At 58.1% G+C, this 14,369-nt stretch carries 17 protein-coding genes; 7 read left to right on the top strand and 10 right to left on the bottom strand.

Annotated features, from left to right (window positions below; all coding sequences use genetic code 11):
- The 3 genes from ACR0AD_RS09830 to ACR0AD_RS09840 all read right to left on the bottom strand — a co-directional run.
- On the bottom strand, window positions 1–91 hold a 91-nt coding region (locus ACR0AD_RS09830), incomplete at its 3' end, for a GTP-binding protein (RefSeq protein WP_215675807.1).
- Between the two features lie 112 nt (window positions 92–203).
- Window positions 204–797, bottom strand: coding sequence for a hypothetical protein (locus ACR0AD_RS09835; RefSeq protein ID WP_480487110.1), 594 nt, complete (start codon window positions 795–797; stop codon window positions 204–206).
- 96 nt (window positions 798–893) lie between these two features.
- Window positions 894–3,242: a DNA topoisomerase IV subunit A gene (locus tag ACR0AD_RS09840; RefSeq protein WP_480487112.1), complete on the bottom strand. Its 2,349-nt coding sequence runs from the start codon at window positions 3,240–3,242 to the stop codon at window positions 894–896.
- 201 nt (window positions 3,243–3,443) lie between these two features.
- Here ACR0AD_RS09840 and ACR0AD_RS09845 point away from each other — a divergent pair, with 201 nt between their 5' ends.
- From ACR0AD_RS09845 to ACR0AD_RS09870, 6 genes are all read left to right on the top strand, one after another.
- Window positions 3,444–4,073 (top strand): SH3 domain-containing protein, encoded by a 630-nt coding sequence (locus ACR0AD_RS09845; RefSeq protein WP_480483740.1) that lies wholly within the window; start codon window positions 3,444–3,446, stop codon window positions 4,071–4,073.
- A gap of 69 nt (window positions 4,074–4,142) precedes the next feature.
- Complete coding sequence (locus ACR0AD_RS09850; RefSeq protein WP_480483741.1) at window positions 4,143–4,970, top strand: SDR family NAD(P)-dependent oxidoreductase; 828 nt, start codon at window positions 4,143–4,145, stop codon at window positions 4,968–4,970.
- A 76-nt stretch (window positions 4,971–5,046) separates the two neighbouring features.
- Complete coding sequence (locus ACR0AD_RS09855) at window positions 5,047–5,250, top strand: twin transmembrane helix small protein (RefSeq protein ID WP_480473850.1); 204 nt, start codon at window positions 5,047–5,049, stop codon at window positions 5,248–5,250.
- The gene (locus ACR0AD_RS09860; RefSeq protein ID WP_480483742.1) at window positions 5,250–5,822 is read left to right on the top strand and encodes a cob(I)yrinic acid a,c-diamide adenosyltransferase; all 573 of its coding nucleotides are present in this window, start codon (window positions 5,250–5,252) and stop codon (window positions 5,820–5,822) included. The genes ACR0AD_RS09855 and ACR0AD_RS09860 overlap by 1 nt, the downstream gene beginning before the upstream one ends.
- Window positions 5,823–6,021: 199 nt before the next feature.
- On the top strand, window positions 6,022–6,780 hold the full coding sequence (locus ACR0AD_RS09865; protein WP_209506332.1) for an electron transfer flavoprotein subunit beta/FixA family protein: 759 nt from the start codon (window positions 6,022–6,024) through the stop codon (window positions 6,778–6,780).
- Window positions 6,780–7,709, top strand: a complete 930-nt coding sequence (locus ACR0AD_RS09870; RefSeq protein WP_480487114.1) for an electron transfer flavoprotein subunit alpha/FixB family protein — start codon at window positions 6,780–6,782, stop codon at window positions 7,707–7,709. Before ACR0AD_RS09865 ends, ACR0AD_RS09870 begins: the two co-directional genes overlap by 1 nt.
- Window positions 7,710–7,768: 59 nt before the next feature.
- Here the strand turns inward: ACR0AD_RS09870 and ACR0AD_RS09875 are convergent, their stop codons facing one another.
- Window positions 7,769–8,572: a DUF6473 family protein gene (locus ACR0AD_RS09875; protein WP_480487116.1), complete on the bottom strand. Its 804-nt coding sequence runs from the start codon at window positions 8,570–8,572 to the stop codon at window positions 7,769–7,771.
- 165 nt (window positions 8,573–8,737) lie between these two features.
- Between ACR0AD_RS09875 and ACR0AD_RS09880 the strand changes: the two genes are divergently transcribed.
- Window positions 8,738–9,613, top strand: coding sequence for a 3-hydroxybutyryl-CoA dehydrogenase (locus ACR0AD_RS09880; RefSeq protein ID WP_209506328.1), 876 nt, complete (start codon window positions 8,738–8,740; stop codon window positions 9,611–9,613).
- Window positions 9,614–9,660: 47 nt separating this feature from the next.
- On the opposite strand, the gene ACR0AD_RS09885 is transcribed toward ACR0AD_RS09880, so the two are convergent.
- From ACR0AD_RS09885 to ACR0AD_RS09910, 6 genes are read right to left on the bottom strand one after another with little or no spacing between them, the layout of a single operon-like run.
- Window positions 9,661–10,560, bottom strand: a complete 900-nt coding sequence (locus ACR0AD_RS09885; protein ID WP_480487118.1) for a lysophospholipid acyltransferase family protein — start codon at window positions 10,558–10,560, stop codon at window positions 9,661–9,663.
- 40 nt (window positions 10,561–10,600) lie between these two features.
- Window positions 10,601–10,870 (bottom strand): HPr family phosphocarrier protein, encoded by a 270-nt coding sequence (locus tag ACR0AD_RS09890; RefSeq protein WP_209506323.1) that lies wholly within the window; start codon window positions 10,868–10,870, stop codon window positions 10,601–10,603.
- Window positions 10,871–10,886: 16 nt separating this feature from the next.
- Entirely contained in the window at window positions 10,887–11,279 is a 393-nt protein-coding gene (locus tag ACR0AD_RS09895) for a PTS sugar transporter subunit IIA (protein WP_480487119.1), read from the bottom strand.
- Entirely contained in the window at window positions 11,276–12,157 is an 882-nt protein-coding gene (gene rapZ, locus ACR0AD_RS09900) for an RNase adapter RapZ (RefSeq protein ID WP_480487121.1), read from the bottom strand. The genes ACR0AD_RS09895 and rapZ overlap by 4 nt, the downstream gene beginning before the upstream one ends.
- Complete coding sequence (locus tag ACR0AD_RS09905) at window positions 12,154–12,624, bottom strand: HPr kinase/phosphorylase (RefSeq protein WP_480483747.1); 471 nt, start codon at window positions 12,622–12,624, stop codon at window positions 12,154–12,156. The genes rapZ and ACR0AD_RS09905 overlap by 4 nt, the downstream gene beginning before the upstream one ends.
- 3 nt (window positions 12,625–12,627) lie before the next feature.
- The gene (locus tag ACR0AD_RS09910; protein WP_480483748.1) at window positions 12,628–14,346 is read right to left on the bottom strand and encodes an ATP-binding protein; all 1,719 of its coding nucleotides are present in this window, start codon (window positions 14,344–14,346) and stop codon (window positions 12,628–12,630) included.
- Window positions 14,347–14,369: the final 23 nt, after the last annotated feature.

Genomic DNA, 14,369 nt, shown 5'->3' on the forward strand with positions numbered 1-14,369 from the left:
CTGCGGTCAGCGTCGTCTTGCCGTGGTCAACATGCCCAATCGTGCCGATGTTGACGTGCGGTTTTGTACGCTCAAACTTTTCCTTTGCCATTCCTCAGGCGCCCTTTTGCGATTTGGGGGACCCTTGGTCCCAGGTTACTATCTGCGCGCGCGAGATATTTGGTTCAAAGGGGAAAATCAAGCACATCCTGAGGGAAATGCGCTTATCCCGCCGGATTTTGCGTAACCTCGGTGGAATCGAGGGGCTGGATCAGGTCTGGCCGTTTTTCGAACCAACCTTTGTCTTCATGTTCTTCAGCCAGCCACTCTTCGACCCGGTCGGCAACTTTCAATGACAGACCGGCCATTTGTTCTTCTTTGGTGCGCTCGTGCCCCGACCCTTTCAGCGCACTGCCTCCGGTCGTGTCTTCCAGCACCTGGAACTGCTTTCCCTTGGCCAGAAACTTTTCTTTCTTCACGTCATAGACGTTGACCAACACAATCGCGGTGCTTTTGGGATTGTAGATGATCGGGATTCCCGGAGGCGCCAGCATGTAGCCTTCCAGGCTGATCCCGATGTCGTATTCCTGCGTGCCTTCATAACGGCCCAGACGAATATCGACCGCATTCTGGATGGCCTTCGTCCATTCGTCGGGCGTTGCGTCGCGCGACACTGGCCCTTGCACGGCCTTGTCAGCGAAGGCGTAGTTGACCCGCAGCTTGAATTCCCCCAGTGACTCGGGCGGTTCATAAACCTGTGTCTGGGTGCAAGCGCCCATCAGGGCCAATCCGGTGATCAGGGTCAGAATGCGCAACATGTCTCTTCTCGATAGGCCTGTTTTTCTTTGGTCTAGCGCACCGATACGGGTTGTGCCAAGCCGTATCGGTGGATTTCTACCGCAACCGAGGCCGGATCACGAAAACTTATAGTCCCGCGGGAAACCATAGGGCGCTTTTTTCCCTACGCTGGCGCGCTTGGACAGCCATTGGGACATATCTGCCTCATGCCGGGTCTTGTCGCCCCCCATGGACCATTTCAGGCCTTCCTCCCAGTTGAAGGTGGTGATGTCAGACAGACCGCCATCCAGCTCCAGCGTCCCCTGTCGCCCGCGTGCCATATTGTATTTTTGCAGGCGCACGCCCTTGCCGCGGGTCATTTCGGGCAATTCCTCGATCGGAAAGACAAGGAACTTGCCGTTCTGGGACACGATTGCAACGTGGTCGCCCTCGACCGGTATACAGATCACTGCTGTTTCGTTGTCCTTGACGTTCAGCACCTGCTTGCCGTTTCGCGTCTGGGCCAGCACGTCATCTTCGGGCACCATGAACCCGTTGCCCGCATCCGAAGCCACCAGCAGCTTGCGCCCCGGCTTGTGAATCAGGATATCGATGATCCCTGCCTCGTTCGGCAGGTCGACCATCAGGCGCAGGGGTTCGCCCATACCCCGCCCGCCGGGCAGGTTGGCCGCGCTGACTGTATAGAACCGCCCGTTCGAAGCGAAGACCAGCAACCGGTCGGTCGTTTCCGCATGGAAAATAAAGCGCGGCCCGTCGCCATCCTTGAACTTCAATTCACGGGTCAGGTCGATATGACCGGTCATGGCGCGAATCCAACCCATCTGAGAGCAGACGACCGTGATCGGTTCGCGGTCGATCATCGCCTCAAGCGGCACTTCTTCGACCTCGCCCGCTTCGGCGAACCGCGTGCGGCGTGCGCCGCCTTCGTAATCTTTGCCGAAGGTCTTTTTCGTCTCTTTCAACTGCTCGGCAATCCTGGCCCATTGCAGGCCTTCGTCGGCCAGCAGGTCTTCGAGGTTGGCGCGTTCCAGCATCAACTCATCACGTTCGCGGACCAGCTCCATCTCTTCCAGACGACGCAAGCTGCGCAGGCGCATGTTGAGGATCGCGTCAACCTGAATCTCGGACAACTCGCCCTCGCCCGGTTTGGGTGAGACATAGTCGGCCTCGCTGGTGGCGCGGATGTGGTCGATCCCCCAATCCTCGCGCATAAGCGCGGCTTTGGGGTCGTCGTCATAGCGGATGATGTCGATCACACGGTCGAGGTTCAGGAAGGCAACGATAAAGCCTTCGAGCACTTCCAGCCGGTGGTCGATCTTGGCCATGCGGTGGCGCGAGCGGCGGATCAGCACCTCTTGCCGGTGATCAAGGAAAGCGCGCAGCACTTCCTTCATCGAGCAGACTTTGGGCGTCACCCCGTCAATCAGCACGTTCATGTTCAGGCTGAACCGCACCTCGAGGTCCGAGTTGCGATAAAGCATGCCCATCAGCACTTCAGGGTCCACGTTCTTGGAGCGCGGCTCGAGGATCAGGCGGATGTCATCGGCGGATTCGTCGCGCACATCGGCAAGGATCGGGATTTTCTTGGTCTGGATTAGCTCGGCGATCTTCTCGATCAGCTTGGACTTCTGAACCTGATAAGGAATCTCGGTGACGATGATCTGCCATTGGCCGCGCCCCAGATCCTCAACCTCGTACTTGCAGCGTAGCCGGAACGAGCCTCGGCCAGTTCGATAGGCTTGCGCGATGTTCTCGGGCGGCTCGACAATCACGCCTCCGGTCGGGAAGTCAGGGCCGGGCACGTAGTTCAGCAACGTGTCATCGCGCGCGTCCGGCGTCTTGATCAGATGCAGACAGGCGTCGCAGAGTTCCGAGATGTTGTGCGGCGGGATATTCGTCGCCATCCCCACCGCGATACCACTTGCGCCATTGGCCAGCAGGTTCGGGAACTGTGCAGGCAGCACGACCGGTTCGGTCAGGGTGCCGTCGTAATTGTCGCGGAAATCAACGGCGTCTTCGTTCAACCCTTCCAGCAGCGCCTCGGCCACGATGGTCATCCGTGCTTCGGTATAGCGCGAGGCCGCCGGGTTATCGCCGTCGATATTGCCGAAATTGCCCTGCCCGTCGACCAGCGGATAGCGGACGTTGAAATCCTGTGCCAGACGCGCCATCGCGTCGTAAATCGCGGCGTCGCCATGCGGGTGATAGTTGCCCATCACGTCGCCGGAAATCTTGGCAGACTTCCGGAAACCTCCGGTTGCACTGAGTCGCAACTCTCTCATCGCATAGAGGATTCGGCGGTGAACCGGCTTCAACCCGTCCCGCGCATCGGGCAGCGCCCGGTGCATGATGGTGGACAGCGCATAGGTCAGATACCGCTCACCAATCGCACGGCGCAGCGGTTCCGCCACCTCGCCCCCACCTGTGGGGGCCTGCATGTTGGGGTCATCGATCGTATCGTTCATATATGATGTGATACGACGCAAGTGCGCCTTGGTAAAGCGAGCAGCACATAAATTGCTGGGGAAAAGTCGTGCTTTTTGCAACAGGGGGAGACACCGTGTTGTTTTCCCCCATTTTTCGACTCGTCCCCCGAAATATGCTAAGATCTCATCAATTGATTTGCTGCCATTTGTTGATGTTACGATTGCTTTGGGGGATGCGCCATGACGCGCCTGATACTTGTTACCTTTGCCGCGCTCGGCTGGACCTTTTACGTGATGAGCGGTGGCCCTGATTTTGAACCGCGCGGCGTGCGCCCTGCCAAACCGGGACGCGTGGCCGTAGTGGCAGAACCGGTTGCCCCGGTCGTTGAGCCTGCACCTGTCGAAGATTTGGTCACCCGTGCCGCAGTCAAACCCGCTCTGGTGGTTCCACCTGTTGCCGAGGCGGTAACCCAATTGGGTGAGACCGAAACAAAGGCCCTCCTCTCGCAGGTCGCGGCTGGCCTGAAAGCCAATCCCTCGCTGTTTCAAGACGAAAGCGTGACCCTGACCCTGGCATCACTGGAACAGGGTGTGACCGCACTGGAGCAGGTGGTCACCGACGCCGAGTTGCCCACAGTCGAACTGCCCACGCCTGCCGAGGCCCAGACCGACATCCGCGAGATTTCGGGCACCCGGGTCAATCTGCGCGATGGCCCCGGCACGATCTATCCCATCATCGGCAAGGCCGCGCTTGGCCAAAGGGTCGAGGTCCTGAGCGATTCCGGCACCGGCTGGCTGCGCCTGCGCGTGTTGCCCGCGCAACAGGTCGGGTGGATTTCAGCATCACTTGTCCGGAAAACATCAAACTGACGCCCGGACGTCATTGCCCTGCCGCAAACCCCGCCCTAGCTTTTGGCGGGGTTCAGCTTCGGAAGGCACATGCAGAAATCGATTCTTATTACGGGATGCTCGTCGGGCATTGGGCTGGACGCAGCACACGGAATGCGTGCGCGAGGCTGGCGTGTGTTTGCATCCTGCCGACAGCAGCGCGACTGTGATCGCCTGCGCGCGCAAGGGTTTGAAAGCCCCAGAATCGACTATACCGAGCCCGACAGCATTTCCTCGGGATTGTCATATGTACTTGAGGCAACGGGCGGAACACTGGACGCGCTGTTCAACAACGGCGCGCACGGGCTGCCCGGTGCGGTTGAAGACGTCCCGACAGACGCTCTGCGTCATATCTTTGAAACCAATGTCTTTGGATGGCACGAACTGACCCGACAGGTTATTCCCGTCATGCGGGAACAGGGTCACGGCCGGATCGTGCAATGTTCCTCGGTACTTGGTCTTGTTGCCTTCCCCTGGCGCGGCGCATATGTCGCCACCAAATACGCCATCGAAGGACTGACCGACACCTTGCGGCTGGAGCTGCGGGATACAGACATTCAGGTCGTTTTGATCGAGCCGGGCCCGATCACCTCAAAGCTCAGGGAAAAGGCAATCCCGGTGTTCGAAAAATACATCGACTGGGAGAACTCGGCCCTGCGGGAAAAATACGAAGGTTCGCTGCTGAAGCGACTATACGAAAACAGTGCGCCCGACTGGTTCGAACTGCCCGCCTCTGCCGTCACCGACAAGCTGGCCCATGCGGTCGAGGCGCGCCGCCCCAAACCACGCTACTATGTGACCACCCCGACATATGTCGCAGGGGTTCTGCGCCGGATTCTGCCCACAAAAGCCACGGATCGCATCCTTTCGGATATCTGAGACGTTATTTCCCGTTCGCTTTTCGTCACCTTGACGCTAGATGGGGATAATCGAAAAAACCGGACGGTGACTTTAAATGGACCCTTTAATGGTCATTCTGCTTCTGGCCATGGCGGCAGTTGTCGTTGTGTTAGCCCTGGGCATCGCGAATTTCGGCAAAGGCGGCATGGAAGCAGCTAAGAAAAGCAACAAGATGATGCGCCTGCGTATCCTCTTTCAGTTCATCGCCGTTATTTTGATCGTGCTATACGTCTATCTACGCGGGCAAGGGGTACAGTAATGGTTGTGCTCAACAAAATCTACACGCGCACCGGCGACGATGGCAAAACCGCTCTGGGCAATGGCGAGCGTGTGGCAAAGTATTCGGGCCGCGTTGCCGCCTACGGAACAGTGGACGAGCTGAATTCTTTTGTTGGCGTGGCCCGTACCGAGGCCGAAGGCAAAGTCGATGCCGCCTTGTCGCGGATTCAGAACGACCTGTTTGATCTTGGCGCGGATTTCTGCCGCCCTGAAATGGAGAAGGATGCCGAAGCGGACTATCCACCGCTGCGAATCGTATCCGCTCAGATCGACCGGCTGGAAGCCGAAATTGACATCATGAACGAAACACTGGAACCGCTGCGCAGCTTCATCCTGCCGGGGGGGTCGCGGCTGGCCGCGCATTTGCACGTGTGCCGCACCGTATCGCGTCGCGCCGAGCGATTGGCAGTCGAGTTGACAAATATGGAACCGGTTAACGACGTGGCCGTCAAATACCTCAACCGGCTAAGTGACTGGTTTTTCGTCGCGGCCCGTTGCGCAAACAATGATGGCAAGGACGACGTGCTGTGGGTTCCTGGCGCGAACCGCTGAATATTTCCCAGAAAATAGGCACAATGCGGGCAACAATCTTGCGTGCCTCAAGGTAAAAAACTGCAAAACGCGACGTCCCGACGCGACGACGTGACGATTTTGCTCTGTTTTGCGGGTGCAGCAGACGTTATCAAGTCCGACGAGAGCATTGGTGGAGTCGCCTTCGCGGCTTGCCGTTTTTTGAGGAGAAAGCGCTACAATGAAGGTACTGGTACCTGTCAAACGCGTGATTGACTACAATGTGAAGGTCCGCGTGAAAGCGGACGGTAGCGGTGTTGATCTCGCCAATGTCAAAATGTCGATGAACCCGTTCGACGAGATTGCGGTTGAAGAGGCCATTCGCCTGAAAGAGGCTGGCAAGGCAGACGAAGTTGTTGCCGTTTCAATTGGTGTGAAGCAGGCGCAGGAGACGCTGCGGACCGCGCTGGCCATGGGGGCTGATCGGGCGATTCTGGTTGTTGCGACGGATGATGTGCACACCGATATCGAGCCGCTGGCAGTTGCCAAGATCCTGGCCAAAGTGGTCGAGGAAGAGCAGCCCGGCATCGTTCTGGCGGGCAAGCAGGCGATCGACAACGACATGAACGCCACCGGTCAGATGCTGTCGGCCCTGTTGGGCTGGTCGCAGGGCACCTTTGCCTCGGAACTGGATATTGAAGGCGACAGTGCCAAGATCACCCGCGAGGTGGATGGCGGGTTGCAGACTATCAGCGTCAAGATGCCGACCATCGTGACCGTTGACCTGCGCCTGAACGAGCCGCGCTATGCGTCGCTGCCCAACATCATGAAGGCGAAGAAAAAGCCGCTGGATGAGAAAACCGCCGCCGATTACGGCGTCGACGTCACGCCGCGCCTGGAAATCGTCAAGACCGAAGAACCGCCGGCACGTGCCGCAGGTATCATCGTTGGCTCGGTGGATGAGCTGGTTTCGAAACTCAAAGAAGTGGGGGCTGTGTAATGGCTGTACTTCTGCTTGCCGAAGTCAATAATGGCGAACTGGCGCTGGACGCCACTGCCAAGGCAGTAAACGCTGCCAAGGTGCTGGGTGACGTGACCGTTCTGGCCGCAGGTGGCTCGGCCGCCGCTGCCGGCGAGGCTGCCGCCAAGATCGACGGCGTGTCCAAGGTGCTGGTTGCCGAAGACGCATCGCTGGGTCATCGCCTGGCGGAATCGACCGCCGCGCTGATCGTGGGTCTGGCCGATGGGTACGAGCATATCGTGGCCCCCGCGACCACCGACGCCAAGAACGTGATGCCGCGCGTCGCAGCCCTGCTGGACGTGATGGTGATCTCGGATGCCTCGGGCGTGGTCGATGGCTCGACGTTTGAGCGCCCGATCTATGCGGGCAACGCGATCCAGACCGTGAAGTCGAACGACGCCAAGAAGGTCGTCACCATCCGCACCGCGTCCTTCGATGCGGCGGGGACCGGCGGCTCGGCTGCGGTCGAGACCGTCTCGGTCGGCGACAATCCCGGCCTGTCGTCGTGGGTCGAAGACAAGGTGGCTGCAAGCGACCGTCCGGAACTGACCTCGGCTGGCGTTGTTGTCTCGGGCGGCCGTGGTGTCGGCTCGCAAGACGACTTCAAGCTGATCGAAGCTCTGGCTGACAAGCTGGGTGCCGCGGTTGGCGCATCGCGCGCCGCTGTGGACTCGGGCTATGCCCCGAACGACTGGCAGGTGGGTCAGACCGGCAAGGTTGTTGCCCCCGATCTTTATGTCGCGGTCGGCATCTCGGGCGCAATCCAGCACCTTGCGGGCATGAAGGATTCAAAGGTCATCGTTGCGATCAACAAGGACGAAGAAGCCCCGATCTTCCAGGTCGCCGACTTCGGACTGGTTGCCGACCTGTTCCAGGCAGTCCCGGAACTGACCGAAAAACTCGGCTGACCACAGCCCGGGATCTGAGCCCCACAATCACCAAAGGCCCGCCACCAAGCGGGCCTTTTTCAATTTAACCCCCTCAAAGCCACCTCAAGCTTCAAAGCTATCTCCCTGTGCGCGGAGGGGCCGAGCATATGCTCGGCCACAGGCTGTTGCAGCGTCCCGAACAACACGTCCTCGATCTCGTCTGACAAGGAGGACACACAGACCGTGCATTCCACTACATCGGCACACAACGGTCGAACCTGTTCGATCATGTCAGCATCGGGCAAGACAAGGTCGCGATGCCGGTCCTCCTGTCGCTGTATATGCAGCCAGAGAAGAACAACCCGTGGCTTGATCCGTCGCACCAGCTCGGATGTGTTGCGCAACCAAGTCTCTCGCAACTCCTGCGCCACAACCTCAAAACGCGCGTCCTTTATGGCCCGCAATCTCTCCAGTAAATGCCTGACAAAGTGGATTTCCGTGAAATCGACCTCAGGATAAAGGTCCTGCAAGTCGCACGAGGGTTCAAGAAACCGATCATTCCGACGCGAATGCACGCGATAAAACCTGTTCGACTGGTACGGCACGTCCAGCACTTGCAGCACACAAAGGTCTGATCCATTGACATGATTTAAGACCCCCGGATCAGCAAGCAACGCATCAGCCCCACAAAAAAGACTGCCAAAATTGATACAGGGTTGCGGCAATCTTTTGGCAAGCAATGCCGGGTACGGGTATTCCACGAACCGGCCAAACGTCTCTTCTCCACCCAGACAGGCCACATAAGGCGTCTCAAGATTTCCGTGCGGCGCCCGAAACCAAAGGTTTGATCCTGCATATTGGCACGCGGCCTCTGTGCCGTCGCTTACCCGATGAAAGCTCATACCAAGCCCCCCAAATTTTTCACCCAATTGCCAATTTGCGGCCTTAGGTATTGAGAATCTCCTAATGCGCGCATTTGAAGCAAAATTGACCGGTTCGATCCCCTTGCCGCCCGCCCCGGTCTGCCGATACTGTCCCGGTATCCTCCAGGGCAAAGGCAGCTGAACATGGAAGTTAAATCGGTCGGGGTGATTGGTGCGGGTCAGATGGGCAACGGCATTGCTCATGTTCTGGCTTTGGCGGAATACGATGTCTTGCTGAATGATGTCAGTCAGGATGCGTTGAACAGCGCAATGGCCACGATCGAAGGCAACATGGCGCGTCAGGCGTCACGCGGCAAGATCACTGACGATGCGATGCAGGCAGCCCTGAAGCGTATTACAACCACCCTTGAATTGCCGCAGCTGGGGCAGACAGATCTGGTGATCGAGGCCGCGACCGAGCGGGAAACGGTCAAACAGGCCATTTTCGAAGATCTGCAACCTCACCTTCTGCCGCATACGATCCTGACGTCGAATACGTCGTCCATTTCCATCACGCGTCTGGCCAGCCGCACGGACCGGCCCGAACGTTTTATGGGTTTCCACTTCATGAACCCGGTTCCAATCATGCAATTGGTGGAACTGATCCGCGGCATCGCAACGGATGAGGAAACCTTCAAAGCCTGCAAGGCGGTCGTGGACCGGCTGGGCAAAACGGCCGCCAGCGCCGAAGATTTCCCGGCTTTCATCGTTAACCGCATCCTGATGCCGATGATCAACGAAGCCGTTTATACGCTTTATGAAGGTGTCGGAAGCGTCCAATCCATTGATCAATCGATGAAGCTGGGCGCGAATCATCCAATGGGGCCATTGGAATTGGCGGACTTCATCGGGCTGGACACATGTCTTGCCATCATGAACGTCTTGCATGATGGTCTGGCTGATACCAAGTATCGCCCCTGCCCGCTTTTGACCAAATACGTCGAGGCAGGATGGCTGGGGCGCAAGACGCAACGCGGTTTCTATGACTATCGCGGCGAGGTGCCGGTTCCGACCCGCTAACAAAACCGCCCTTGCCAAGCACGGTGTCGGTCAGATGAAGACACGGGTCAGGATTGACCTGACTTGCCCAGCGACATTGTATGGTTTCTGAGCCACATCATGAAACCACGCGGGTCACGTTCCAGCTGTTCCATGTCCTGATCCGAGATCGGATTGCCAATGACCGGCGATTGCGGTTTTTTGCACGAGCGGACGATTTCATGCAGCAGCAACCCTTGCCGGAGGATCGGCGACAGCTTGTTTGCAATCTGATACCAGCGCGAGTTGCTGCCGGGAAAGAATATAGGCAGCACGCGCGCACCCGAACGGCGGATCATCTTTGCAGTGAACACATTCCACTCGCGCTCGACCGCGGGGCCGAACCAGTCATCCGAGGACATGACGACGCCGGACGGGAACAGCGCCACGACGCCGCCGTCTTTCAGATGGTCCATCGCCTTCCCACGCATTTCCAGCATCTTGGCCTGCGCCTCGGGGTCATGCGGAAACGGAACCGGGATCATGAAAGACGTCGCTGCCTCATCAAGACCCGTCAGGACCGAGCGGGTCAGAATGCGATAATCACTGCGGACCCGCCCGATCAACTCGGCCAGAATCATACCGTCCACCATCCCGTGAGGGTGGTTGGCAACGACAACCACGGGGCCGGTTTTTGGGATACGGGCGATCTGTTCTTGCGGTGTGGTCAGGTCAATCCCCATCACCTCAAGCGCGCCACCCCAGAACCGCTGCCCCCGGTAAAGTTCGTTCTTTTTCTCGAATTTATTAACCATCCGCAGAATGGTCAGCTTGCCCGTACACCATTCGATTGCGCGAATGGCCGTCGAAGTCCAGGCATCGTCGAAAGAGTTCGCATAGGTCAGAGTTCTACGATCGTAGATCTCGCCCTGATCTGCGGTCCCATCCACCACCGGGCTTGTCTTGGTCTCGTGCGTCGTTTCCGCCAATTCCTGGCCTTCCCGTTCTTTCTGTCCTGGCGAGGGCGGCTTAGAACCCCTCTCCGAACTTGTCGTTCACAAGCGCTTCCAGAGCTTCTGCCAATGCTTCAGCATCCGGTCCGGAGGTCTCGACGTCAATAGTTGTTCCGCGTGATGCTGCCAACATCAAAAGGCCCATAATACTGTCGCCTGACGCAGAAATCCCGTCCTTCGACACCTCGGCATGCGCATCGAAACCTTCCACTACCTCAACCAGCTTCGCCGAAGCGCGGGCATGCAGACCTTTTTCATTTATTATTTTCAGGCTTCGAGTGGTCATATTCATCAATCCGATTTTAGTCCAATGTCACATTTTGCGCATTGATGTATTTCCGTCCAGCTTCCATTGCCTGACGAACAGCATCACCAACGGGTAAGTGGCGGCTTTTGGCCAATTTAATGAGCATTGGCAGGTTTGCCCCATACAATATCCGCCGATCCTGAGGGGCGCAGGCCCGCAGACTCAGATTTGAAGGGCTGCCGCCGAACAGGTCGGTTACAACAACAACACCGTCGCCCATATCCACTTCGTCAGCCGCACAACAGATTTCCGCCTGTTTTTCATCCCTGTCGTGGTCGGGTTCGATCGCAATGGCCACAAGGCCGGGCTGCGGTCCGACCACATGCTGTGTGGCGGCCAGGTATTCCTGGGCCAAACCGCCATGCGCAACGATCACAATTCCGATCAATCCGACCTCACATTCAACGACCGACGTTCCATCTCGCGATGCCTAATTGCCACCTGCTGCCCATCCTCTGCAAGGGCCTTTGCAACGGCTTCTGCCATTGCGACGGATCTGTGTTGCCCACCCGTGCATCCGAAAGCCACCGACAGATGTGCTTTTCCTTCGGCCCGAAAGGCCGGCAGCAACAAGGTTAGCAAATCCATCACCCGTCCAAGAAAGGGTTCGTAATTCTTATCCGATTGGACATAGCGCGCAACGTCCGAGTGTCGCCCATCCGCCGCCCGCAACTCGGGGCGCCAATAGGGGTTTGCCAGAAACCGGCAATCAAAGACCATGTCCAACCCGCGGGGAAGGCCCCGCTTGTACGAAAACGACTCGATTGAAACTGCCAGATGTCGCCCCCCTTGAGGCGCAAACCAGTTTTCAACTTCTTCCCGTAACTGGTGCACGTTCAGTTGGCTTGTATCGATCAGGGTATCTGCAATTTCGCGAATGGGGGCCAACAGCTCTTTTTCACGCTGAACACCGGTCTCAGGGCTGGCATCTTTGGCGACGGGATGCCGCCTGCGGGTTTCCGAGAACCGGCGCACCAATACGTCGTCGCTGCAATCCAGATACAGAACGGTCAGATCCACCCGCGCCATGCGGCCCAGGCTTTCGGCCAGTTCGATAAACCCTATTGTCGAGAAATCGCGATTGCGGGCGTCAATGCCCAGCGCCATTGGGCGGTCGCTGTCCGCACTGTCCAGCAGGCGCAGCAACAGGCCCATCGGCAGATTGTCGATGGCCTCAAAACCCAGGTCTTCCAGTACATGAATGGCTGTGGATCTTCCCGCCCCTGATGGGCCTGTTACCAGCACGATCCGCCGTTGCTCTGTCATTTGTTCGGCCATTCCGGGTGTACACGCCCATTCTTCAGAAGCTGCATCAACGCTGCGGCCAAGTTGGGCACGCCCGCCCCACGAAGCAAGGGAACAGTTTGCCCCAGCAGCACGATTGTCGCCTCGGCAGGTAACCTTTGTGGCTCGTTTTGATCCAGATCCACAACATAGTCCAAGGGGACCGGTCCGAATACATCCGCTTTGATCAAACCAATGTGACGGGCCTCGATCAAACCCTGTATCTGCGGCACGGCGGCGGCAATGACCTGATGGTCCTGCCTTGACAGGTCGACCCGATCATCCGCGACCAGACCCGCCCCATAGGCCATCATCTGCAATGCTAGAGCCGATTTTCCCGCGCCCGAAGCACCGACAATCAACAGCCCGCGCCCGGCCACTGTTACGCATGAAGCGTGCACACAAGCGCTGTCCCGGTCTTTGGCGTCTGACAGAGAACCTGCTTGCATGAGTTATACAGGTAACCCCACTACAAAGCGTGCCCCTAGCGGGTCTGATGTAATATCCGCTTCGGTCGGGCGGATATTCTCAGCCCAGATTACGCCGCCATGGGCTTCGACAATCTGTTTCGAGATGGCCAGACCAAGCCCCGAATTGTTACCGAAGTGCTCTGCCGGGCGTTGCGAATAGAAACGCTTGAACACTTTGGTCAAGGCCTGTTCCGGAATACCCGGCCCGGTGTCTTCGACCACGACAAGAACACGGTTGTCTCGCTGACGTACCCAGACGCGGATGGCATCACTTTCTTCACAGAAGGAAATGGCATTGGTGATCAGATTGACGAACACCTGCGCCAGCCGTGCCTCAAGCCCGTTGATGACAATCGGTTCGGATGGCAGATCGGTGATATAGTCGATCCCCTTGGACCGCGCGTCTTCACCCAGATATTGACCGATATTGCCAATCAGCTTGAGCAGATCAAAGGGTTGTTCTTCTTCCTTAACCAGTTCCGCATCAAGACGTGACGCGTTCGAGATGTCGCTGACCAGCCGGTCCAGGCGCCGAACGTCATGTTCGATTACACCCAGCAGCTTGTCGCGCTGATCTTCGCGCTTGACCATGCGAAGCGTGCCAACAGCGGATTGCAGGCTGGCCAAGGGGTTCTTGATTTCATGGGCGACATCAGCGGCGAACTGTTCGTTTGCGTCGATCCGATTATACAGAGCAGTCACCATGCCCCGCAGAGCGCGGCTGAGGCGACCGATTTCATCCGGACGGGCGCTAAGATCAGGTATGCGAATGCGCCCCGGATTGACCCCTGTGCCCCGATCCTTACCCATTTCCGCCGCTGCGGCCAGGTCTGCCAACGGGTTGGCGATGGTCGAAGCCAGCACAAGGCTCAGGCCCACCGAAACCAGCAAAGCCACCACGAACATTTGCAGAATGCGCTCCTGCTCACGGCGGGCCAGTGCGTCGATCTCACCGGCGGGGCCTGTGATGGCAACTGCTCCGGCAGGGGTATCCTCGTAAAGAATCGGAGCAGCGGCTACGATCACGGTCTCACCTGCGGCGTCCTGAACTGCCTGAACCTGCCTTTGACCTGCCAGCGCCTGTGGGATAATTCCCTGCACCCGCTGTGCCAGAGTCGGTGCCTCGACCTCGGTCGACCAGTTGAGAAGGTTCGACACACCGATCCAGACCGCGTTCAACGTGTCGCTGATCACCGTGCTGCCGGTTTGCAGCTCGGAATTGGTTTGCAGAAGAACCGGCATGGCCGACACTTGCGGGGCACCGCGTGTCCAGCCAATCAGGGTGCCACTGGCGTCATAGACAAAGACTTCCCCGCCTTCAGGAAGTGTCAAACCTGACAGCGTATCTCTGACGTCGAGGTTGCCAGCATCCTGCGCGGTGTGCTGCGCACCCTGGCGCAGCTGGGTTTCAAAGACGTTGCTGACCAGCTGCGCATCGCCAAGCAGATTGCGCGCCGTCTGCTGAACCGTCTCTTTCCGCGAATCGTCCAGATACAGCAATCCTGTAACCAGGATCACCAGCGCGATCAGGTTGAAGGTGATGATCTTGCGCGCCAAAGGCGAGCCTCGCAGAGAAAACAGGTTTCTCTGGGACCGCTTTTCCCTCAGTTCCGCTGACTCGGTATCGTCGGGAATGACCCAGTCATCCCCGAGTACGACGTCACCGTCACGTAGTTCGCTGGCTGCTTCGGTGTCGCGCACGAGAGCCCATTACCCCTTGCTGG

This window comes from Ruegeria sp. BH8 (genome assembly GCF_056538065.1).

Bases quoted from the DNA above. Each gene is read 5' to 3' on its own strand.
- ACR0AD_RS09835 (WP_480487110.1), bottom strand. From the start codon at position 797: ATGTTGCGCATTCTGACCCTGATCACCGGATTGGCCCTGATGGGCGCT.
- ACR0AD_RS09840 (WP_480487112.1), bottom strand. From the start codon at position 3,242: ATGAACGATACGATCGATGACCCCAACATGCAGGCCCCCACAGGTGGG.
- ACR0AD_RS09845 (WP_480483740.1), top strand. From the start codon at position 3,444: ATGACGCGCCTGATACTTGTTACCTTTGCCGCGCTCGGCTGGACCTTT.
- ACR0AD_RS09850 (WP_480483741.1), top strand. From the start codon at position 4,143: ATGCAGAAATCGATTCTTATTACGGGATGCTCGTCGGGCATTGGGCTG.
- ACR0AD_RS09855 (WP_480473850.1), top strand. From the start codon at position 5,047: ATGGACCCTTTAATGGTCATTCTGCTTCTGGCCATGGCGGCAGTTGTC.
- ACR0AD_RS09860 (WP_480483742.1), top strand. From the start codon at position 5,250: ATGGTTGTGCTCAACAAAATCTACACGCGCACCGGCGACGATGGCAAA.
- ACR0AD_RS09865 (WP_209506332.1), top strand. From the start codon at position 6,022: ATGAAGGTACTGGTACCTGTCAAACGCGTGATTGACTACAATGTGAAG.
- ACR0AD_RS09870 (WP_480487114.1), top strand. From the start codon at position 6,780: ATGGCTGTACTTCTGCTTGCCGAAGTCAATAATGGCGAACTGGCGCTG.
- ACR0AD_RS09875 (WP_480487116.1), bottom strand. From the start codon at position 8,572: ATGAGCTTTCATCGGGTAAGCGACGGCACAGAGGCCGCGTGCCAATAT.
- ACR0AD_RS09880 (WP_209506328.1), top strand. From the start codon at position 8,738: ATGGAAGTTAAATCGGTCGGGGTGATTGGTGCGGGTCAGATGGGCAAC.
- ACR0AD_RS09890 (WP_209506323.1), bottom strand. From the start codon at position 10,870: ATGACCACTCGAAGCCTGAAAATAATAAATGAAAAAGGTCTGCATGCC.
- rapZ (WP_480487121.1), bottom strand. From the start codon at position 12,157: ATGACAGAGCAACGGCGGATCGTGCTGGTAACAGGCCCATCAGGGGCG.
- ACR0AD_RS09905 (WP_480483747.1), bottom strand. From the start codon at position 12,624: ATGCAAGCAGGTTCTCTGTCAGACGCCAAAGACCGGGACAGCGCTTGT.